Source organism: Nocardiopsis sp. NPDC055824 (assembly GCF_053616335.1).
Genome location: NZ_JBSHDN010000053.1, coordinates 1 through 19,466, shown reverse-complemented (window position 1 = coordinate 19,466; position 19,466 = coordinate 1). Strand labels below are relative to the sequence as shown.

The window sequence follows — 19,466 nt, the reverse complement described above, 5'->3', positions numbered from 1 at the left end:
GCCGGGAATATCCGATCGGATCACCCCGCTTGCACACGCTGGCGGGGTTTTCGCTTTACGGGGACCCCGACGCTATCGGGTGGCCCGACGGACTCGGGCGGCCCGGTCGAACAGATCGTCCGCCGCCTGGCGGACGGTCGGTCCCAGGTAATCCGAGAAAGCTAGGGAGGGGTCTCATCAGCGCCGAGCCCCGTATCAATGACCGCATCCGGGTGCCCGAGGTCCGTCTCGTCGGACCCAACGGTGAGCAGGTCGGAATCGTCTCCGTGCAGGACGCCCTGCGTCTGGCCCAGGAGTCCGACCTCGACCTGGTCGAGGTCGCGCCGACCGCGCGCCCGCCGGTCGCCAAGCTGATGGACTACGGCAAGTTCAAGTACGAGTCCGCGGTCAAGGCCCGCGAATCGCGCAAGAACCAGTCGAACACGATCATCAAGGAGATCAAGCTCCGCCCGAAGATCGATCCGCACGACTACGAGACCAAGAAGGGTCACGTCGTCCGGTTCCTCAAGAGCGGGGACAAGGTCAAGGTGACGATCATGTTCCGCGGCCGCGAGCAGTCCCGCCCCGAGCTGGGCCGCCGACTGCTGGCGAGGCTGGCCGAGGACGTTCAGGACCTCGGCACCGTGGAGTCGCAGCCCAAGCAGGACGGCCGCAACATGGTCATGGTGATCGGTCCGCACAAGCGGCGGTCCGAGCACAAGGCCGAGGCCCGTGCGGCGGCGGGGGACAAGACCCGCCGCGAGCAGGACGAAGCCGTCTAGCGGCGGACGTAGTCCCCCACCGCCCGGACGCCGGGAAGGCACCGGGTGGTGGGGTGGGCTGTGCGGACACGGCCAGGATGCGTCGGAGTACCGGCGCGCAGGGGTCCCCGCTGTAGCAGCGGAAGAACCGTGCCGTCCGCCTCGCGCGGGTGGCACGCCGACGGAGTAGGAGACACGGCGAACATGCCGAAGAACAAGACCCACAGTGGGGCCAAGGACCGCTTCAAGGTCACCGGCTCCGGCAAGATCATGCGCCGCCGTGCCAACAAGAACCACATCCTTGAGCACAAGACCTCCAAGCGCAAGCGCAAGCTGGGCAACGAGGCCGTGCTTTCTCCCGCGGACACCAAGAGCATCAAGAAGCTTCTCGGCAAGTAGGACCGAGGACCTTCCCCTCCCTCCCGGAAGCGCCCACGTGCGGGGTCCAGCCGGCACGGTGACGGCCCCCGGGAGGGGACAACCCGAAGCGAACACGGCCGCCGGGCTTCTCAGAGCCGGGCCGTTCGGCGCGCCGCGCGCGCCGGAAGACACAACGAGGGAGTCACAGTGGCACGCGTGAAGCGGGCTCTCAACGCCAAGAAGAAGCGCAAGGTCGTTCTCGACCGGGCGAGCGGCTACCGCGGGCAGCGTTCGCGCCTGTACCGCAAGGCCAAGGAGCAGATGCTCCACTCGATGACCTACTCCTACCGGGACCGCAAGGACCGGAAGGGGCAGTTCCGTCGCCTGTGGATCCAGCGCATCAACGCTGCCTCCCGCGCCAACGGCCTCACCTACAACCGCTTCATGCAGGGCCTGAAGCTGGCCGGCATCGAGGTCGACCGTCGCATGCTGGCCGAGCTGGCCGTCAACGACGAGGCCGCGTTCGCGACCCTGGTGGAGTCGGCCAAGAAGGCCCTCCCCACCGAGGCCGCCGCGTAACCGGTCCAGGACTGAGCAGCGAGTAGCGATGGCGAGCCACGAGTTCACGAGTATCCGGTCACCCAGGATCAAGGGGGTTCGGCGGCTCGCCAAACGCACCTTCCGCCAACGTGAGCGGCGCTTCCTCGCGGAGGGGCCGCAGGCCGTGCGGGAGGCGCTCGCCGCAGCGGACGGCGGGCGGTCCCCCCGGGGCGGGACCGCCCCCGGTGTGGTGGAGGTCTACGCCACGGCGGAGGCCATGCAGCGCCACATCGATCTGGTGGACGCCGCCCGGGAGGCGGGCGTCCCCACCCACAGGGTCAGCCTGGACGTGATGTCGGAGCTGGCCCAGACGGTGACCCCGCAGGGGATCATCGCGATCTGCGAGTTCGTCGACGTCCCCCTGAGCGAGATCGGCGACGTCCGGCTCGCGGTCGTCCTCTCCCATGTCAGGGACCCCGGGAACGCGGGCACGGTGCTGCGCACCGCCGACGCGGCCGGGGCCGACGTCGTCATCTTCACCGACGCCTCCGTCGACCCCTACAACGGCAAGTGCGTGAGGGCCTCCGCCGGGAGCCTGTTCCACCTGCCCGTGGTCGTGGGCGTGCCGGTGGCGAGCGCCGTGGACTTCCTCCACGGCAGGGGCGCCAGGGTGTGGGCCGCCGACGGCGGCGGAACGAGGGACCTCCACGGTGTCGCCGACGGCGGTGACCTGGACGGTCCGGTCGGATGGGTGTTCGGCAACGAGGCCTGGGGCCTGCCGGAGGACATCGTCGCCCTGACGGACGGAGCGGTGAGCGTTCCGATCTACGGCGGGGCCGAAAGCCTGAATCTGGCCACGGCCGCCGCGGTGTGCCTCTACACCACCGCACGGCAGCAGAGACGTTCCTGACCCCGGCCCGGGGCCATCGGATCATGCCAGCTCATACACCGGTTCATCACTCCGGGTAATCGACCCCGGGGGTGCCGAAGACGGGTGTTCCACCCCATCCGCTCCCTGTGAGCGAGCGGTCACGGTCTGCCCCTTCCACCCGAAATGCACGTGCACGGGGCCCGAGTGCAGATAGGGTCTGACCAGGATCACGGAGGTTCGTGCGCGTCGTGCGCGGACCCGGGCCGCCCTGTCCGCGCCGCGGGCGGGGCGCCGTGCGGCACGCCGTCACCGGGCAGGGTTGACGACACCGCGTGAGCAGACCTCGCACGGGAGGGCCGACGATGCCTGTTCCCGGGCGGCGGTGCTCGCGGAGGGTGCTTGTACGCTCGTCCCCCGTCGTACGCCCCGACCCGGGCCGCAAGGCGTACCGGGTGGAAGTGCAGGGTAGACAACCTGCGGTGGTGTCCGCGGCGTTTCGCGGACACGGCCGGTCAGCGGTCCTCGGCCCAGGAGCCTGTGGTCGTGGACCTTCAAGGGGAGCGGGGAGAGGCGTGGGCAGCGGCCGGAAGGCGGATCACCCGGCGGAGGACTCGGGCGGCGGAGCCGCCCACCCGTCGGACGACCCCGGGCAGGGAGCCGACCCCGCCTCCGCCGAGGCGGCCGCGGCACGCGGAGCCTCCCCCCGGACCGGCCCCGCACCGTGGAACGAACCCCCCTCCGTCGCCCTCATGGACGTCGCCGGGGCCTCCGCGGGCCTCGCCGGAGCCCCCCTGCACGCCGACGACCTGCCCGACGGGGTCGTCGTCGCCGACGCCGCCGGCCGCGTCGTCCTCTTCAACACCCAGGCCGCGCAGCTCACCGGCGTCCCCACCGACGCGGCGCTGGGCCGCGACTACCGCGCGGTCCTGCCCCTGGTCGGCCACGACGGCCAGGACTGGTGGGAGGCCAGCGACCCCTACGGCGGCGCCCGCGACCGCGTCCGCCAGCCCGAACGGGCCCTCTTCCTGCCGGACGAGCGCGAGATACTGGTCGCCGCGCGCTACGTCCGGGCGCGGCCCGGCGGAGAGCTCGTCCGCCTGGTCCTGACCCTCCGCGACGCCTCCACCCGGGCCGAGCGCAGCCGCGCGGACCTGGTGTCGGAGGTCGCCCACGAACTGCGCTCCCCCCTGACCAGCGTCAAGGGCTTCACCTCCACCCTGCTCACCAAGTGGGAGAGGCTCACCGACAAACAGAAGCTGTTCATGCTGGAGACGGTCAACGCCGACGCCGACCGCGTCACCCGCCTCATCCACGACCTCCTCGACGTGTCCCGCATCGAGTCGGGGCGCCTGGAGATCCGCCGCCAGGTCGTCGACCTCCCCGGCGCCGTGCGCCGGGTCGTCGCCGGATACGTCGCGGCGGGCGAGTCGGAGGAGCGCTTCCGGGTCGAGGCCCGCGGAGAGCTCCCGCAGATGTGGATCGACTCCGACAAACTCCACCAGATACTGTCCAACCTCGTCGAAAACGGGGTGCGGCACGGCGCTGGTACTGTCAGTATCGTGATCGAGCCGTGCGAGGGAGGAACAGCGGTGTCGGTGCGCGACGAAGGCCAGGGCATAGCGCCCGAGACCATTCCGCGCGTCTTCCGCCAGTTCTGGCGCAGCAAGCGCCGGAGCGGGACCGGCCTCGGCCTGTTCATCGTCAAGGGCCTCGTCGAGGCCCACGGCGGCACGATCACCGTCGGACGCGCCCCCAGCGGCGGCGCGGAGTTCCGATTTACCATGCCCGCCGGGACGCCCGAGTTCGTCTGAGCCCTCAGACCTCCAGCGCCCCCGGTGGGCTCCACGGCGTGTCCCGGACCCGGCAACAGGTCCTTACCCGGGCATGCTCGACATCCGCCTGTGCTCTTCTGTCGGCTTCGTCCGCCCCGTCGCGGACCGTGACTGCCGCCCGACCCCTTGGCGGGGAACGGCGGCGAGGCAACCAACCATGTCTGCACCGAACAATTCCTTCGACCCGGTCGAGGTGACCCCCCTGCACCCCGACGAGGTCGCCCGCATGCGCGAGGAGGCGCTGGCCGCCATCGAGGCGGCCGGCGACCTCGCCGAACTCAAGGAGGTCCGGCTCGCACACGCCTCGGACCGCTCCCCGCTGGCCCTGGCCAACAGGGAGATCGGCGCCCTGCCGCCGGCCGCGAAGGCCGACGCGGGCAAGCGCGTGGGCGGTGCCCGCCGCGACGTCGGCCAGGCGCTCAAGGCCCGCCAGGCCGTCCTGGAGACCGAGCGCGACGAGCGGGTCCTCATCGAGGAGCGCGTCGACGTCACCCTGCCGTGGGACCGCGCACCGCGCGGCGCCCGCCACCCGCTGACCACCGTCGCCGAGCGCATGGCCGACATCTTCGTCGGCCTGGGGTTCGAGGTCGCCGAGGGCCCCGAGGTCGAGGCCGAGTGGTTCAACTTCGACGCGCTCAACTTCCAGCCCGACCACCCCGCCCGCACCATGCAGGACACCTTCTTCGTCGAGGGGCCCGACGGCGGCGAGTCCGGCCTGGTCATGCGCACCCACACCTCGCCGGTGCAGGTCCGCGCGCTGCTGTCGCGCGAGCTGCCGGTGTACGTGGTCGCCCCCGGGAAGACCTTCCGCACCGACGAGCTGGACGCCACCCACAGTCCGGTCTTCCACCAGCTGGAGGGCCTGGTCGTCGACCGGGGCATCACGCTCGCGCACCTGCGCGGCGCCATCGACGCCTTCGTCGAGAACATGTTCGGGGCGGGCCTGCGGACCCGCTTCCGCGCCTCCTACTTCCCGTTCACCGAGCCCTCCGCCGAGGTGGACATGGAGTGCTTCGTCTGCCGCGGCGCGTCCGTGGGCGACCCGGACGCACCGTGCCGTACCTGCTCCAGCGAGGGCTGGATCGAGATCGGCGGCTGCGGAGTGGTCAACCCGCGCGTGCTCACCGCCGCCGGAGTGGACCCGGAGGTCTACAGCGGCTGGGCCTTCGGCCTGGGAATCGAACGGACACTGATGTTCGCGCACGGCGTGCGCGACATGCACGACATGGTCGAGGGCGACATCCGCTTCACCTCGGCGTTCGGGAGTGAGAACTGATGCGCGTCCCCCTTTCCTGGCTGCGTGAGTACGTCGACCTCCCGGCCGACGTCTCCGCGCGCGCCCTCGCCGACCGGCTGACCCTGGCCGGCCTGGAGGTCGAGACCGTCGACGAGCTCGGCTCCGACGTCAAGGGCCCCGTCGTCTACGGCCGTGTGCTGGAGATCGAGGAGCTCACCGGCTTCAAGAAGCCCATCCGCCACTGCCGCGTGGACGTCGGCGACGCCAACGGCACCGGCGAGCCGCAGGAGATCATCTGCGGCGCCCGCAACTTCGCGGAGGGCGACCTCGTCGTCACGAGCCTGCCCGGGGCGGAGCTGGCCGGCGGGTTCCGGATCGGAGCGCGCAAGACCTACGGCAGGATGTCCGCGGGCATGATCTGCTCGGCCTCCGAGCTGGGCCTGTGGGACGACCACAGCGGCATCATCGTGCTCCCCGAGGGCTTCGGCGCCCCGGGCGAGGACGCCATCGGCCCCCTGGGCCTGCGCGAGGACGTTCTCGACATCGCCGTCACCCCCGACCGGGGCTACGCGCTGTCCCTGCGCGGCGTCGCCCGCGACACCGCCGCCCTCTACGGGGTGGACTTCCGCGACCCCGCCGACGTCGCCGTCGCCGCACCCACCGGTGAGGGCCCGGCGGCCGAGGTCGACCCGGCGCTGTGCGACCGCTACGTCCTGCGCGGCGCCACGGGGTTCGACCCCGGCGCGCCCACCCCGCTGTGGATGAAGCGCCGCCTCCACCAGAGCGGCGTACGGCCGATCTCCCTGGCCGTCGACGTCACCAACTACGTGATGCTCGAGCTCGGGCAGCCCCTGCACGCCTGGGACCGGGCCGCCCTGCGCGGTCCGCTGCGGGTCCGGGCCGCCGGGGCGGGGGAGAAGCTGGAGACCCTGGACCACGTCCAGCGCTCCCTCGACCCCGACGACATCGTCATCGCCGACGACAGCGGGCCGGTCAACATCGCCGGCGTCATGGGCGGCCTGACCACGGAGATCTCCTCCACCAGCACGGAGGTGCTGGTCGAGGCGGGCCACTTCGACGCCATGCACATCGCCCGCGCCTCGCGGCGCCACCAGCTGTCCTCGGAGTCCTCCCGCCGCTTCGAGCGCGGCGTCGACTCCGCCGTACAGCTGGTCGCGGCCACGCGCGCGGCCGAACTCCTCGCCGAGCTGGGCGGCGCCGCGGTCGAGACGGCCTACACCCACATCGACCGGACCGCCGAGCGCGAGCCCGTCACCGTGCGGGCCTCGCACGCGGGCTCCGTCGCCGGCGTGGACTACCCCGAGGGCACCGCCCGGACGTGGCTGCGGCGCATCGGCTGCCGTGTCGAGGAGGAGGGCGACCTCCTCCGGGTCACCCCGCCCTCCTGGCGGCCCGACCTCACCGACCCCAACGACCTCGCCGAGGAGGTCATCCGCTTCGAGGGCTACGAGAACATCCCCTCGATCCCGCCGCGCGCCAGGAGCGGGCGCGGACTCACCGCCGGGCAGCGCCTGCGCCGTGCGGTCGGCCGTACCCTCGCCGACGCCGGGTACCACGAGGTGCTCAACTACCCGTTCGTGGGCGAGCGCGACCTCGACGGCCTCCAGCTCCCCGCCGAGGACGGGCGCCGCGCCGCCCTGCGCCTGGCCAACCCCCTCAACGAGGAGGAGCCGCTGCTGCGCACCACGCTGCTGCCGGGCCTGTTCAAGGCGCTGGCCCGCAACGTGGGACGGGGTTTCGCCGACGTGGCGCTGTTCGAGACGGGCCTGGTCTACCGGCCCCGCCAGGGGGCCGGCCGGGCCCCGCTGCTGCCGGTGGACCGCGGTCCGGGGGCCGACGAGCTCGCCGAGATCGACGCGGCCGTGCCCGAGCAGCCACGCCGTGTGGGGGCGGTGCTGGCCGGCGACTTCGAGCGGGCCGGATGGTGGGGGCCCGGCCGCGCGGCGACGTGGGCCGACGCGGTCCAGGCCGCCCGGGACGTCGCACGGACCGCCGGGGTCGAGCTGGAGGTCGAGGCCGACCAGCACGCCCCCTGGCACCCGGGCCGCTGCGCCGCGCTCTACGTGCGGGTCGGGGGCGAGCGCCTGCTCGTCGGACACGCGGGCGAGCTCCACCCGCGCACGGTGAAGGCGTTCGGGCTGCCCGAGCGGGCCGCTGCGGTCGAGGTCGACCTGGACCGGATCGAGCGCGCCCGCCCGCCGGTCGTCGCCCCCGAGGTGTCCACCTATCCGGTCGCCACCCAGGACGTGGCGCTGGCCGTGGACGCGTCGGTCCCGGTCGGCCTCGTCAGCGCGGCCCTGGCGGAGGGCGCGGGCGAGCTGCTGGAGAGCGTGCGGCTGTTCGACGTCTACACGGGGGAGCAGGTCGGGGAGGGGCGCAAGTCCGTCGCCTTCACCCTGCGGTTCCGTGCGGGGGACCGGACGCTGACGGCGGAGGAGGCGGGCGCGGCCCGCGACGCCGCCGTGGCCCTGGCGGCCGAGCGCACCGGCGCCGTCCTGCGCGGCTGACGACCGCGGCGCCCGGGTCGGCGGACCCGTTCCCGGGCGCCGGGAGGCGGGGCCGGCCACTTCCGTGAAGGGAGTGACCGGCCCCGCTCCTCTGTGTTAAGACAGTGCTGCGGGACGTCGTCACCGCGGCTCGCCTGTTGCGAAACGCCTCGTGGGGGAGCCCGGATTCCAGACTATTTTCAGCCCTGTTTTTCCAGCCCAGTAAGGGTTTTGGTGCCAATCCCCCCGGGTAGCCGGAATGAAGTTTGGGTTTCGGGGCATGAATCTTCGTTTTGGCTCTTGCTGTGAGGTGGGTCGCAAGCTTAGCCTGCAAGCACCTGCCGCACCCGGGCGCCCGGTGCAGGTCGGATCAACCTGAGTTTTCCGCTGCGCGCTTGCGCATGACACGGCTCGGAGGTCGCCATATGACCGAAACGGTTGTCTCGTCCGCGCTCACTCCCAAGGAACACGGGGAGCCCAGCCGTCTCTGGCACACGTTCTGCGACATGAACACCGTGGCCAGGGGCCCCGAATTCATGGTGGCCCGCGCCGAGGGCGTGTGGCTGTGGGACGCGTCCGGGGACCGGTACCTCGACGGCACGGCCAGCCTCTGGTACTGCAACGTCGGGCACGGACGCACCGAGATCGCGGACGCCGTCCACCGCCAGATCAGCACCCTGGACGCCTACACCGTCTACGGGGACTTCTCCAACGGCCCCGCCGTGGAGCTCAGCGAACGACTGGCCGCCCACGCGCCGGTCGCCGACCCCCGGGTGATCCTCACCTCCGGGGGCGGGGAGGCCATCGAGACCGCCGCCAAGCTCGCCCGCCGCTACTGGGCGGTCACGGGACAGCCCGGGCGCACGCATCTCATCAGCCGGACCGGCGGCTACCACGGGCTGCACGGCTTCGGGACGAGCATCTCCGGCATGGACCGCTTCCGCCACGGCTACGGCAGGGTGGTCGAGGACACCTCGGTGGTGCCGCACGACTCGGCGGCGGCGCTGGAGGCCGAGATCCTGCGTGTGGGGCCGGAGCGGGTCGCGGCCTACTTCGCGGAGCCGGTGATCGGCTCGGGCGGCGTCTACCCGCCCCGGGAGGACTACTTCACCGAGGTCGCCCGGATCTGCCGCAAGTACGGCGTGCTGTTCGTCGTCGACAGCGTCATCTGCGGCTTCGCCCGCCTGGGCAACTGGTTCGGTATCGAGCGGTTCGGGGTGAGCCCGGACATGGTGGTGTTCGCCAAGGGGGTCTCCAGCGGCTACCTGCCCCTGGGCGGCATCGTCGTCGGCGGACGCGTGGCCGACCCGTTCTACAACGGCGAGGGCAACGCGTTCATGCACGGGACCACCTACGCCGGGCACCCGACGGCATGTGCCGCGGCCATGGCCAACCTGGACATCCTGGAGCGCGAGGACCTCTTCACGGTGTCGCTGGAGGTGGAGCGGCACCTGGACGTCGCCCTGCAGGGGCTCGCCTCCCACCCGCTGGTGGCCGAGGTGCGCTCCGGGGTCGGCGTGATGGGTGCGGTCGAACTCACGGAGGAGGCGCTGAGCGGCAGGGGGATCACCACGGCCGAGGTGTTCGCCGAGGCACGGGCCCGGGGTGTCATCGTGCGCGCGATCCCCACGTCGCTCCTGGTCTCGCCGCCACTGGTCATCACCTGGGAGCAGATCGACCACCTGGTCTCCACGCTCTCCGCCGCGCTGGACGCGGTGGCCGCCCGCCACTGAGGACCGGGTCCCGCCCCATCCGGGGGGTGCGGCGGGACCCGGTCGAAGACGAGGGGGACGCACCCGAGGGGGTCCGTTCCCGACCACCACGCCCGGTACGTCGCGCCGACGTACCGGGCGTGACGCGTATCCGCGGAAAAAAACCTGTGCCACATCTCAGACTTCGAGTAATGTTTACTGGGAAGATATTTCTTGAGGGTGAGATGCGCATCGGCGTCCGCCCCGGGACGGACAGGGAGTGGGCCATGACGACACAGCCGATCGACGCCGCGGCGGGCGCGGGCGACGACACGCCGGGCGACGACGACCTCATCACCGCCTGGGGCCTGGTCCACGAGGCGATGAACGTCGTCGAGCCCAAGCTCCTGGGCGGTATAACCCCGGACGGCAAGGACATGGCGGGGCCGTGGTTCGAGGTCCTGATCCGGCTCCAGCGCACCCCCGGGCACCGCCTGCCGATGAGCCGACTGGCCCGCGAGGTCAGCCTGAGCACGGGCGGCTTCACCAAGCTCGCCGACCGGCTGGAGCGCGAGGGCTACCTCATGAGGGAGAACTGCTCCTCCGACCGCCGGGTCGTCTACGCCGCGCTCACCGAGCAGGGACTGGACTTCATCGGCAGGGCGCGGACCAGGCACGTCGAGAGGCTCCGCAAACACGTGCTCGCACCTCTGGGAGCCGAGGGGGTCCGGCAGCTCGCGGTCATCGCGCGTACTCTCCGTGACAGCTCGTGTGGAGAATGAGTACCGCGTGTCGGAACGCTGCGTAACCGAAGCCTTGCTCTCGGGGCGGGCGCGTCCACGGGGCGGAGGGGAAACATCCCATGGATCGACGTTCCCGTGTAGGTTGGCGGGAGTTCGTGGGTCCCGCGCGGGGATGGGCCGTGGGCACGCAAGGTTCCGGGGGGAATGATGAGACCGTTCACCACTGCGGCGCAGATGAGGCCGATTCCCCGGTCCTCACGATTCGCGAACGGGGGCGTTTCCTTCTGGTTCCGGGACATCGGGCTCCCCGAGCGCAGACCGTCCCTCCCCGGGGCCGCCGACTACGACGTCTGCGTGGTCGGAGCCGGTTACACGGGCCTGTGGACCGCCTACTACCTCAAGAAGGCGCAGCCGGATCTGCGGGTGGCCGTCGTCGAACGTGAGTTCGCAGGGTTCGGCGCCTCGGGTCGTAACGGAGGGTGGCTCTCGGCGGAGTTCTCCGGTTCCCGCGAACGCTACGCGCAGTCACACGGCAAGTCCTCGATGATCGCCCTCCAGCGGGTCATGATGGAGACCGTGAACGAGGTGGTCTCCGTCACGGAGGCCGAGGGGGTCGACGCCGACCTCGTGCGCGGCGGCATGCGCCTGGTCGCCACGAACGCGGCGCAGCAGGAGCGCCTGACGGCCGAGATCGAGTACCTGCAGGAGTGGGGCTACTGGCCCGACGACATCCACCTCCTCGCGCACGACCACGAGCCGCGGCTGTCCGTGGCCGGGGCCGTCGCCTCGGCCCACTCCCCGCACGCCGCGCGCGTGCACCCCGCCAAGCTGGTCACGGGTCTGGCCCGGGTGGTGGCCGGCCTGGGCGTCGACATCTTCGAGGACACGGCGGTCGAGGAGATCCGGCCCCGTCGGGGCGCGGCCCGCCCCGCGGTCGTCACCGACCACGGCACGGTCACCGCCGACCACGTCGTCCGCGCGACCGAGGGCTTCACCTCCGCCCTGCGCGGTCAGCGCCGCGAGTGGATCCCCATGCGCTCCTCGATGATCGTCACGGAGCCGGTGCCCGCCGAACTGTGGGAGAAGATCGGCTGGGAGGGGCGCGAGGTCCTGGGGGACGCGGCCCACGCCTACGTCTACGCCCAGCGCACGGCGGACGACCGCATCGCCATCGGCGGACGCGGGGTGCCGCACCGCCCCGGAGCCGGCCAGGACGGCTCCACCCCGCCGCAGGAGATCGCCGACCTGTGGCGCGCACTCACCCGGATGTTCCCCGACGTGGCCGACGTGCCCGTCGAGCACGCCTGGTCCGGGCTGCTCGGGGTCCCGCGCGACTGGTGCCCGAGCGTGCACATGGACACCGGCTCCGGCCTGGGCTGGGCCGGCGGATACGCGGGCAGCGGGGTGGCCGCGGCCAACCTCGCCGGCCGCACGCTGCGCGACCTGGTCCTGGGCCGCCGGACGGAGCTGACCCGCCTGCCGTGGGTCGGCCACCAGGTGCGGGGCTGGGAGCCCGAGCCCCTGCGCTGGGCGGGCACGAGGGTCGTCCACGGCCTCTACCGCACCGCGGACCGCCGCGAGTCCCGGACCGAGGACAAGGGGCACACCTCCCGCCTCGCGGGCATCGCCACCCGCATCGCACGCCGCTGAGACCGCACGGAGCCGCTCGGCGGCCCCGTGCCGCGTCCCGTTCATTCCCCCCGGTCCCGCTCCTCCTCCCGGGGGGCACTCCGAACTGGGTTGCATAAATTTGCAGTGGGATGCATGATAGTCCAGTCAGGCGAGACGAGGGGGAGCGGCATGGGATACAGCGCGGCGATCGCCGGGGCCAGCGGCTACGCGGGGGGCGAGCTGCTCCGACTGCTCCTCGGCCACCCCGAGATCGAGATCGGCGCGGTCACCGCCGCCAAGAACGCCGGGACCCCGCTCATCCGACACCAGCCGCACCTGCTGCCCCTGGCCGACCGCGTCCTGGCCCCCACCGACATCGACGCGCTGAGCGGACACGACATCGTGTACCTCGCGCTGCCGCACGGCCAGTCCGCCGACATCGCGCAGCAGCTCGGCGACGACGTCCTCGTCGTCGACTGCGGAGCCGACTTCCGCCTCGAGGACGCCGCCGCGTGGGAACGCTTCTACGGAACCCCCCACGCCGGCACCTGGCCCTACGGCCTCCCGGAGCTCCCCGGGCAGCGCGACCGGCTCGCCGGGGCCCGCCGCGTCGCCGTTCCCGGCTGCCACGTCACCGTCGCCACCCTGGGCCTGTTCCCCGGACTGGCCGAGCAGCTCGTCGAGCCGGACCTGACCGTCGTCGCGGTCACCGGAACCTCCGGCGCCGGCAAGGCGCCCAAGCCCAACCTCGTGGGCAGCGAGGTCATGGGCGCGCTCAGCCCCTACGGGGTCGGCGGCGCCCACCGGCACAACCCCGAGATCGTCCAGAACCTCACCGCCGTCACCGGCGAGCCGGTCCGGCTCTCCTTCACCCCGGTCCTCGCGCCGCTGCCCCGCGGGATCCTCGCCACCTGCACCGCGCCCCTGCGCCCCGGCACCACCGCCGACCAGGTCCGGGCCGCCTACGAGACCGCCTACGCGGACGAGCCCTTCGTCCACCTGCTCCCCGAGGGGACCTGGCCCAGCACCGCCATGACGCTGGCCGCCAACACCACCCTCGTGCAGGTCACCGTCGACCCCGCGGCGGGCCGCATGGTGGCGGTCGCCGCACTGGACAACCTCACCAAGGGCACCGCGGGCGGCGCCGTCCAGAGCACCAACATCGCCCTCGGACTGCCCGAGACCGCCGGCCTGCCGCTCGCAGCGGTCGCCCCCTAGGACGAGGACCACACCACCGTGAGCGTCACCGCACCCCTCGGGTTCCGCGCCGCCGGAGTCGTCTCCGGAGTGAGGGCGGACGGAGCCCGGGACGTCGCCGTCGTCATCAACGACGGCCCCTCCCGCGCCGCGGGAGCCGTCCTCACCGGCTCGGCCGACCCGGCGGCCCCGGTCCTGTGGACCCGCCAGGTCGTCTCCGGCGGACGCGTGCGCGCCGCCGCCCTCAACTCGGGCGGGGCCAACGCGGGCACTGGCCCCCTCGGATTCCAGGACGCCCACGCCCTGGCCGAGCACACCGCGAACCTGCTCGGCGACTCCGCCGCCGAGATCGTCCTGTGCTCGGCCGGGCCCGTCGGCGTCCGCCTCCCGCTGGACGCCGTGCGGACGGGCCTCACCGCCGCCGTGGCCGAGGCCGGCCGGAGCGGAGGGCTGCAGGCCGCCGACGCCGTGCGCACCACGGACACCGTCGTCAAGATCGCCTTCAGGCGTGCCGACGGCCACACCGTCGGCGCCATGGCCAAGGGCCCCGACGCCTCCCTCTCCACCGGGCTGTACGTCCTGACGACCGACGCCGACATCACCGGTGAGCAGTGCGGACGCCTGCTCGCCGACGCCGCGGGCAAGACCCTCGGCCCGCTGACCGCCACCAACGACACGGTGCTGCTCATGGCCAGCGGCGCCAGCGGCACCACTCCCGACGAGGACACCCTCGCCGCACTGCTCACCGAGGTGCTCGCAGAGCTGGCCGCCCAGGTCGGCGCCGACACCCCCGACACCGACGAGAACCCGACATGATCGCGCGCTCAGCACATCCGACAGCGGACCAGGCCCAGGCCATCGACAAGGCGTCCCACCTCATCGAGGCCCTGCCCTGGCTCTCCCGCTTCCACGGCCGCACGGTCGTGGTCAAGTACGGCGGCAACGCCATGATCAGCGAGGAGCTGCGGGTCCGCTTCGCCGAGTCCATCGTCTTCCTGTACTACGCGGGCCTGCGCCCCGTCGTGGTCCACGGCGGCGGCCCCCAGATCAGCGCACAGCTGGCCCTGGCCGGGGTCGAGTCCACCTTCACCGCCGGACTGCGCGTCACCACCGACGAGGCCATGGACATCGTCCGCATGGTCCTCACCGGCCAGGTCAACCGCGAGATCGTGGGACTCGTCAACCAGCACGGACCCTTCGCCGTGGGCATGTCGGGGGAGGACGCCAACCTCCTCGTCGCCGAGCGCAAGAGCGTCGAGGTGGACGGGGAGGCGGTCGACATCGGCCGCGTCGGCGAGATCACCGAGGTCCACCCCGGTGCCGTCGCGGCGCTCATCGCCGACGGCCGCATCCCCGTGGTCTCCAGCGTCGCCCGCGCGGACGACGGCGGCGTCTACAACGTCAACGCCGACACCGCCGCGTCCGCCCTCGCGGTCGCGCTCGGCGCCAGCAAGCTCATCGTGCTCACCGACGTCGAGGGCCTGTTCGCCGACTTCCCGGCCAACACCGAGCTGATCAGCAGACTCGCCGTCGAGGAGCTCAGGGAGCTGCTGCCCTCCCTCTCGTCGGGGATGCTCCCCAAGATGGAGGCCTGCCTGCACGCCGTCGAGGGCGGCGTCCCCCAGGCCCACATCATCGATGGCCGCGTGCCCCACTCCCTTCTCCTGGAGGTCTTCACCGACCAGGGCGTCGGCACCATGGTCGCCGACGAGAGGCTGGAGGCCGGGCTCACCGGGAACGGACACGTCCCGCGTCCGGGGCACACCGCCGACACCGCAACCACCACCGCCGTCACGAACGCAGGAGGCGCACAGTGACCAGCAGTTCCACCCTGCGCGAGCGCTTCGCCGCCTCGCTCATGCCCAACTACGGCGTCCCGCCCGTGGTCCTCACCCTCGGCCGCGGCTGCGAGGTCTACGACGCCGACGGGCGCCAGTACCTCGACCTCATCGCCGGGATCGCCGTGTCCAGCCTCGGACACGGCCACCCCGCCATGGTCAAGGCGGTCGCGCACCAGGCCGCGACCCTCGCCCACACCAGCAACCTGTTCGTCCACGAGCGGGAGGTCGAACTCGCCGAGCGCCTCGTGGGGCTGCTCGGCGGGGACGCCAAGGTCTTCTTCGCCAACTCCGGCACCGAGGCCAACGAGGCCGCCCTCAAGCTGGTCAAGCGCGCGGCCGGCCCCGGACGCCACTACTTCGTCGCCGCGTCCCACGGGTTCCACGGACGCACCTCCGGCTCCCTCGCCCTCACCGGCAAGGACTCCATCCGCGAGCCCTTCGGGCCGTTCGGCATGGACGTGCGCTTCGTTCCCCACGGGGACCTGGACGCGCTCCGCGACGCCGTCGACGAGTCCTGCGTCGCCGTGTTCACCGAGCCCACCCAGGGCGAGGCCGGGGTCGTCCCCGCGCCCGAGGGCTACCTCGCCGGCGTCCGCGAGATCTGCGACGCCACGGGCGCCGCCTTCGTCCTGGACGAGATCCAGAGCGGCATCGGCCGCACCGGCGCGTGGTTCGCCCACCAGTCCGAGGACGTGCGGCCCGACGTGCTCACCCTCGCCAAGGGCCTGGGCGGCGGACTGCCCATCGGCGCGTGCGTCGGCTTCGGCGACTACGCCGACGCCTTCCACAAGGGCGACCACGGCTCCACCTTCGGCGGGAACCCCGTCGCCTGCGCCGCCGCCCTCGCCGTCATCGACACCATCGAGAACGAGGGGCTGCTGGCCCACACCGCCGTCATGGGCGACCTGCTCGCCGAGCAGCTCGACGGCATCGACCACCCCCTGCTCGCCGGACAGCGCGGCAGCGGGCTGTGGCGGGCACTGGAGCTGTCCGGCCCGCACGCCGCGCACGTCCAGGAGCAGGCCGCCGTCCGCGGGTTCCTCGTGAACGCGGTGGCCCCCGACGCGGTGCGGATCGCCCCGCCCCTGGTCATCACCCCCGAACAGATCGGCGTGTTCATCGAGGCACTGCCGACCATCCTGGACGCGGCGGAGGCCGCGGCGACGAAGGAGCAGCAGTGACCCGCCACTTCCTGCGCGACGACGACCTGACCCCGGACGAGCAGGCCAGGGTCCTCGACCTCGCCGACGACATGAAGAAGGACCGCTTCGGCCACCGGCCGCTCGCCGGCCCGCGCACCGTCGCCCTGATCTTCGACAAGCCGTCCACACGGACCCGCCTGTCCTTCAGCGTCGGCGTCGCCGACCTCGGCGGCAGCCCGCTCGTCCTGGACTCCGGCAGCACCCAGATGGGCCGCGGCGAACCCCTGGAGGACACCGCCCGGGTCCTGGAGCGCCAGGTCGCCGCCGTCGTCTGGCGCACCTTCGCCCAGAAGGACCTGGAGACCCTGGCGGCCCACATCTCCGTCCCGGTGGTCAACTCGCTCACCGACGAGTTCCACCCCTGCCAGATCCTCGCCGACCTCCAGACGATCCGCGAGCACAAGGAGAGCCTGGCCGGGCTCACCCTCGCCTACCTCGGCGACGGCGCCAACAACATGGCCCACTCCTACCTGCTGGGCGGCGCGACCGCCGGACTCCACGTCCGCGTCGGCGCCCCCGACGGCTACCGTCCCGACCCCGGGGTGCTCGCCCGTGCCGCCCGGATCGCGGAGCGGACCGGGGGGTCGGTCGCGGTCACGACCGACCCCCGGGAGGCCGCGGACGGCGCCGACGTCCTGGCCACCGACACCTGGGTCTCCATGGGACAGGAGGACGAGGCGGGCGACCGCGAGGCGCCCTTCCGCCCCTACATCGTCGACACCGCTCTGCTGTCCGCCGCCGCACCCGAGGCGATCGTCCTGCACTGCCTGCCCGCCTACCGGGGCAAGGAGATCTCGGCCGAGGTCATCGACGGCCCCCGCAGCGTCGTGTGGGACGAGGCCGAGAACCGCCGCCACGCCCAGAAGGCGCTCCTCGCCTTCCTGCTCGAATCCAGTGACGCGCCCGGCCCCGAACAGCGATGACGGGGGAGATCGGCGGCAGCGCGCCGATGACCAAGGCGGCCAGGCACGCGCGGATCACCGACGTCCTCACCCGGGAGGACGTCCGGTCCCAGGGCGAGCTGGCCCGGCGCCTCGCCGAGGCCGGGGTCCAGGTCACCCAGGCCACGCTGTCCAGGGACCTGGACGAGCTGGGCGCGGTCAAGCTCCGCACGGCCGCGGGCCACCTCGCGTACGTGCTCCCCGGCGAGGGGGGCGAACGCCTCCAGCGCACCCGCCCCGACAGCCTCGACCTCGAACAGGTCTCCGGCGCGCGGCTCACCCGTCTGGCCGAGGACCTGCTGGTCTCGGCGGAGGCCTCCGCCAACATGGTGATCGTCCGCACCCCGCCCGGTGCGGCGCAGTACCTGGCGTCGGCCATCGACCACACCGACTTCCACGCCATCCTGGGCACCATCGCGGGGGACGACACCATCATGGTGATCTCCCGCGACCCCCAGGGGGGCGAGGAGCTGGCCGCCGCCCTCCTGCGGCTGGCGGACCGCAGACCGTAGCCGCGACCGCGCGGACGGGACCGCGCGTCCCGGCAGGAGACACCCCGGCGGTGCGGAGCCCCGGCCCCGCACCCCGCCCACACACGTCAAGGAGACCACCATGGCCGACCAGCCCGAGGCGCTGCGCCTGTGGGGAGGCCGCTTCGAGGGCGGCCCCGACCAGGCCCTGGCACGGCTGTCGCTGAGCACCCACTTCGACTGGCGGCTCGCCCGCCACGACATCGCCGGCTCGCGTGCCCACGCCCGGGCCCTGCACCGCGCGGGCCTGCTCGACGAGGACGAGCTGGACCGCATGATCGCCGGCCTGGACAGGTTGGAGGCCGACGTGGCCTCCGGGGAGTTCACGCCCGTCCTGGAGGACGAGGACGTGCACACCGCCCTGGAGCGCGGCTTCATCGAGCGGGTCGGCGCCGAGCTCGGGGGCCGCCTGCGCGCCGGGCGCTCCCGCAACGACCAGATCGCCACCCTCGTGCGCATGTACCTGCGCGAGGAGGCCCGCGAGATCGCCGACCAGCTGCTGGACCTGGTCCAGGCCCTGGCCGACCAGGCCGGCGCCCACCCCGGCGCGGCCATGCCCGGCCGCACCCACCTCCAGCACGCCCAGCCGGTCCTGCTCGCCCACCACCTGATGGCCCACGCCTGGCCGCTGCTGCGCGACATCGAGCGGCTGCGCGACTGGGACCGCCGCGCCGCGGTGTCCCCCTACGGCTCCGGCGCGCTCGCGGGCTCGTCCCTGGGCCTGGACCCGCGCGCCGTCGCCGAGGAGCTGGGGTTCCCCGACTCGGTGGAGAACTCGATCGACGGCACCGCCGCCCGCGACGTCGTCGCCGAGTTCGCCTTCGTCACCGCGATGATCGGCGTCGACCTGTCCCGCCTCTCGGAGGAGGTCATCCTGTGGGCGACGAAGGAGTTCTCCTTCGTCACGCTGGACGACGCCTTCTCCACCGGCTCGTCGATCATGCCGCAGAAGAAGAACCCCGACGTCGCCGAGCTCGCGCGCGGCAAGGCGGGCCGGCTCGTCGGCGACCTCACCGGCCTGCTGACCACCCTCAAGGGCCTGCCGCTCGCCTACAACCGGGACCTCCAGGAGGACAAGGAGCCGGTGTTCGACGCGGTCGACACCCTCCACCTGCTGCTGCCCGCGATGACGGGCATGGTCGCCACCCTGACCTTCCACACCGACCGGATGGCCGAGCTGGCGCCGCAGGGCTTCTCCCTGGCCACCGACATCGCGGAGTGGCTGGTGCGCGAGCGGGTGCCGTTCCGCGAGGCGCACGAGATCGCGGGCACCTGCGTGCGGGTGTGCGAGGAGCGCGGCATCGACCTGCCCGACCTGGCGGACGAGGACTTCGCCGCGATCTCCCCGCACCTGACGCCGGCGGTGCGCGAGGTCCTCACCGTCAGCGGATCGCTGGCCTCCCGCTCGGGGCGCGGCGGAACCGCCCCGGTCCGGGTCGCCGAGCAGCTGGAGAAGCTGCGCGCCGGCGTCGAGGAGCACCGCAAGGCCTTCCGGCCCTAGGCCGCGGTCCGCGGGTCGTTCCGGGCTCGCGGTGGTCGGCGCGAGCGCCGAGCCCGCCGAGAGCACCCACGGACCACGCCCCGGCTTCCCCGGGTCCCGGCGGGCGCGCACCCCCCGGGGGG

Annotated in this window: 17 protein-coding genes; all 17 read left to right on the top strand. The window is 72.7% G+C overall.

The window, feature by feature from the left end:
* Window positions 1–176: 176 nt before the first annotated feature.
* The 17 genes from infC to argH all read left to right on the top strand — a co-directional run bounded on the left by infC (window position 177) and on the right by argH (window position 19,344).
* A complete protein-coding gene (gene infC / locus ACWGL3_RS13640) occupies window positions 177–761 on the top strand; it encodes a translation initiation factor IF-3 (protein WP_276567191.1) in 585 nt (194 codons plus the stop codon).
* A 183-nt stretch (window positions 762–944) separates the two neighbouring features.
* Window positions 945–1,139 (top strand): 50S ribosomal protein L35, encoded by a 195-nt coding sequence (gene rpmI, locus ACWGL3_RS13635; protein WP_267948934.1) that lies wholly within the window; start codon window positions 945–947, stop codon window positions 1,137–1,139.
* A gap of 168 nt (window positions 1,140–1,307) precedes the next feature.
* On the top strand, window positions 1,308–1,679 hold the full coding sequence (rplT, locus tag ACWGL3_RS13630) for a 50S ribosomal protein L20 (protein WP_267948935.1): 372 nt from the start codon (window positions 1,308–1,310) through the stop codon (window positions 1,677–1,679).
* Window positions 1,680–1,707: 28 nt separating this feature from the next.
* Complete coding sequence (locus tag ACWGL3_RS13625; protein ID WP_267948936.1) at window positions 1,708–2,550, top strand: TrmH family RNA methyltransferase; 843 nt, start codon at window positions 1,708–1,710, stop codon at window positions 2,548–2,550.
* 533 nt (window positions 2,551–3,083) lie between these two features.
* Window positions 3,084–4,322, top strand: a complete 1,239-nt coding sequence (locus tag ACWGL3_RS13620; RefSeq protein ID WP_378554910.1) for a sensor histidine kinase — start codon at window positions 3,084–3,086, stop codon at window positions 4,320–4,322.
* A gap of 178 nt (window positions 4,323–4,500) precedes the next feature.
* Window positions 4,501–5,619: a phenylalanine--tRNA ligase subunit alpha gene (gene pheS, locus ACWGL3_RS13615; RefSeq protein ID WP_267948937.1), complete on the top strand. Its 1,119-nt coding sequence runs from the start codon at window positions 4,501–4,503 to the stop codon at window positions 5,617–5,619.
* The gene (gene pheT / locus ACWGL3_RS13610) at window positions 5,619–8,108 is read left to right on the top strand and encodes a phenylalanine--tRNA ligase subunit beta (protein ID WP_452461323.1); all 2,490 of its coding nucleotides are present in this window, start codon (window positions 5,619–5,621) and stop codon (window positions 8,106–8,108) included. The genes pheS and pheT overlap by 1 nt, the downstream gene beginning before the upstream one ends.
* A gap of 485 nt (window positions 8,109–8,593) precedes the next feature.
* Complete coding sequence (locus tag ACWGL3_RS13605) at window positions 8,594–9,820, top strand: aminotransferase family protein (protein WP_267950312.1); 1,227 nt, start codon at window positions 8,594–8,596, stop codon at window positions 9,818–9,820.
* A 245-nt stretch (window positions 9,821–10,065) separates the two neighbouring features.
* Window positions 10,066–10,560: a MarR family winged helix-turn-helix transcriptional regulator gene (locus ACWGL3_RS13600; protein WP_267948939.1), complete on the top strand. Its 495-nt coding sequence runs from the start codon at window positions 10,066–10,068 to the stop codon at window positions 10,558–10,560.
* A gap of 195 nt (window positions 10,561–10,755) precedes the next feature.
* The gene (locus ACWGL3_RS13595) at window positions 10,756–12,171 is read left to right on the top strand and encodes an NAD(P)/FAD-dependent oxidoreductase (RefSeq protein ID WP_267948940.1); all 1,416 of its coding nucleotides are present in this window, start codon (window positions 10,756–10,758) and stop codon (window positions 12,169–12,171) included.
* 150 nt (window positions 12,172–12,321) lie between these two features.
* A complete protein-coding gene (gene argC / locus ACWGL3_RS13590) occupies window positions 12,322–13,350 on the top strand; it encodes an N-acetyl-gamma-glutamyl-phosphate reductase (RefSeq protein WP_267950313.1) in 1,029 nt (342 codons plus the stop codon).
* A gap of 18 nt (window positions 13,351–13,368) precedes the next feature.
* Window positions 13,369–14,145 (top strand): bifunctional ornithine acetyltransferase/N-acetylglutamate synthase, encoded by a 777-nt coding sequence (locus ACWGL3_RS13585; RefSeq protein ID WP_267948941.1) that lies wholly within the window; start codon window positions 13,369–13,371, stop codon window positions 14,143–14,145.
* Window positions 14,142–15,146, top strand: a complete 1,005-nt coding sequence (argB, locus tag ACWGL3_RS13580) for an acetylglutamate kinase (RefSeq protein ID WP_267948942.1) — start codon at window positions 14,142–14,144, stop codon at window positions 15,144–15,146. Before ACWGL3_RS13585 ends, argB begins: the two co-directional genes overlap by 4 nt.
* Window positions 15,143–16,351 carry an acetylornithine transaminase gene (locus tag ACWGL3_RS13575; protein WP_267948943.1) on the top strand — a complete coding sequence of 403 codons (1,209 nt, stop codon included), beginning with the start codon at window positions 15,143–15,145 and terminating at the stop codon, window positions 16,349–16,351. Before argB ends, ACWGL3_RS13575 begins: the two co-directional genes overlap by 4 nt.
* The gene (gene argF, locus ACWGL3_RS13570) at window positions 16,348–17,295 is read left to right on the top strand and encodes an ornithine carbamoyltransferase (protein ID WP_452461322.1); all 948 of its coding nucleotides are present in this window, start codon (window positions 16,348–16,350) and stop codon (window positions 17,293–17,295) included. Before ACWGL3_RS13575 ends, argF begins: the two co-directional genes overlap by 4 nt.
* Complete coding sequence (locus tag ACWGL3_RS13565) at window positions 17,292–17,825, top strand: arginine repressor (RefSeq protein ID WP_267948945.1); 534 nt, start codon at window positions 17,292–17,294, stop codon at window positions 17,823–17,825. Before argF ends, ACWGL3_RS13565 begins: the two co-directional genes overlap by 4 nt.
* Before the next feature lie 100 nt (window positions 17,826–17,925).
* The gene (gene argH, locus ACWGL3_RS13560; RefSeq protein ID WP_267948946.1) at window positions 17,926–19,344 is read left to right on the top strand and encodes an argininosuccinate lyase; all 1,419 of its coding nucleotides are present in this window, start codon (window positions 17,926–17,928) and stop codon (window positions 19,342–19,344) included.
* The last annotated feature ends 122 nt before the right edge of the window (window positions 19,345–19,466 follow it).

What these genes read in the sequence shown, in the direction of transcription:
- rpmI (WP_267948934.1), top strand. Translation starts at nt 945, where the DNA reads ATGCCGAAGAACAAGACCCACAGTGGGGCCAAGGACCGCTTCAAGGTC.
- ACWGL3_RS13625 (WP_267948936.1), top strand. Translation starts at nt 1,708, where the DNA reads ATGGCGAGCCACGAGTTCACGAGTATCCGGTCACCCAGGATCAAGGGG.
- pheS (WP_267948937.1), top strand. Translation starts at nt 4,501, where the DNA reads ATGTCTGCACCGAACAATTCCTTCGACCCGGTCGAGGTGACCCCCCTG.
- pheT (WP_452461323.1), top strand. Translation starts at nt 5,619, where the DNA reads ATGCGCGTCCCCCTTTCCTGGCTGCGTGAGTACGTCGACCTCCCGGCC.
- ACWGL3_RS13605 (WP_267950312.1), top strand. Translation starts at nt 8,594, where the DNA reads ATGAACACCGTGGCCAGGGGCCCCGAATTCATGGTGGCCCGCGCCGAG.
- ACWGL3_RS13600 (WP_267948939.1), top strand. Translation starts at nt 10,066, where the DNA reads ATGACGACACAGCCGATCGACGCCGCGGCGGGCGCGGGCGACGACACG.
- ACWGL3_RS13595 (WP_267948940.1), top strand. Translation starts at nt 10,756, where the DNA reads ATGAGGCCGATTCCCCGGTCCTCACGATTCGCGAACGGGGGCGTTTCC.
- argC (WP_267950313.1), top strand. Translation starts at nt 12,322, where the DNA reads ATGGGATACAGCGCGGCGATCGCCGGGGCCAGCGGCTACGCGGGGGGC.
- argB (WP_267948942.1), top strand. Translation starts at nt 14,142, where the DNA reads ATGATCGCGCGCTCAGCACATCCGACAGCGGACCAGGCCCAGGCCATC.
- ACWGL3_RS13565 (WP_267948945.1), top strand. Translation starts at nt 17,292, where the DNA reads ATGACGGGGGAGATCGGCGGCAGCGCGCCGATGACCAAGGCGGCCAGG.
- argH (WP_267948946.1), top strand. Translation starts at nt 17,926, where the DNA reads ATGGCCGACCAGCCCGAGGCGCTGCGCCTGTGGGGAGGCCGCTTCGAG.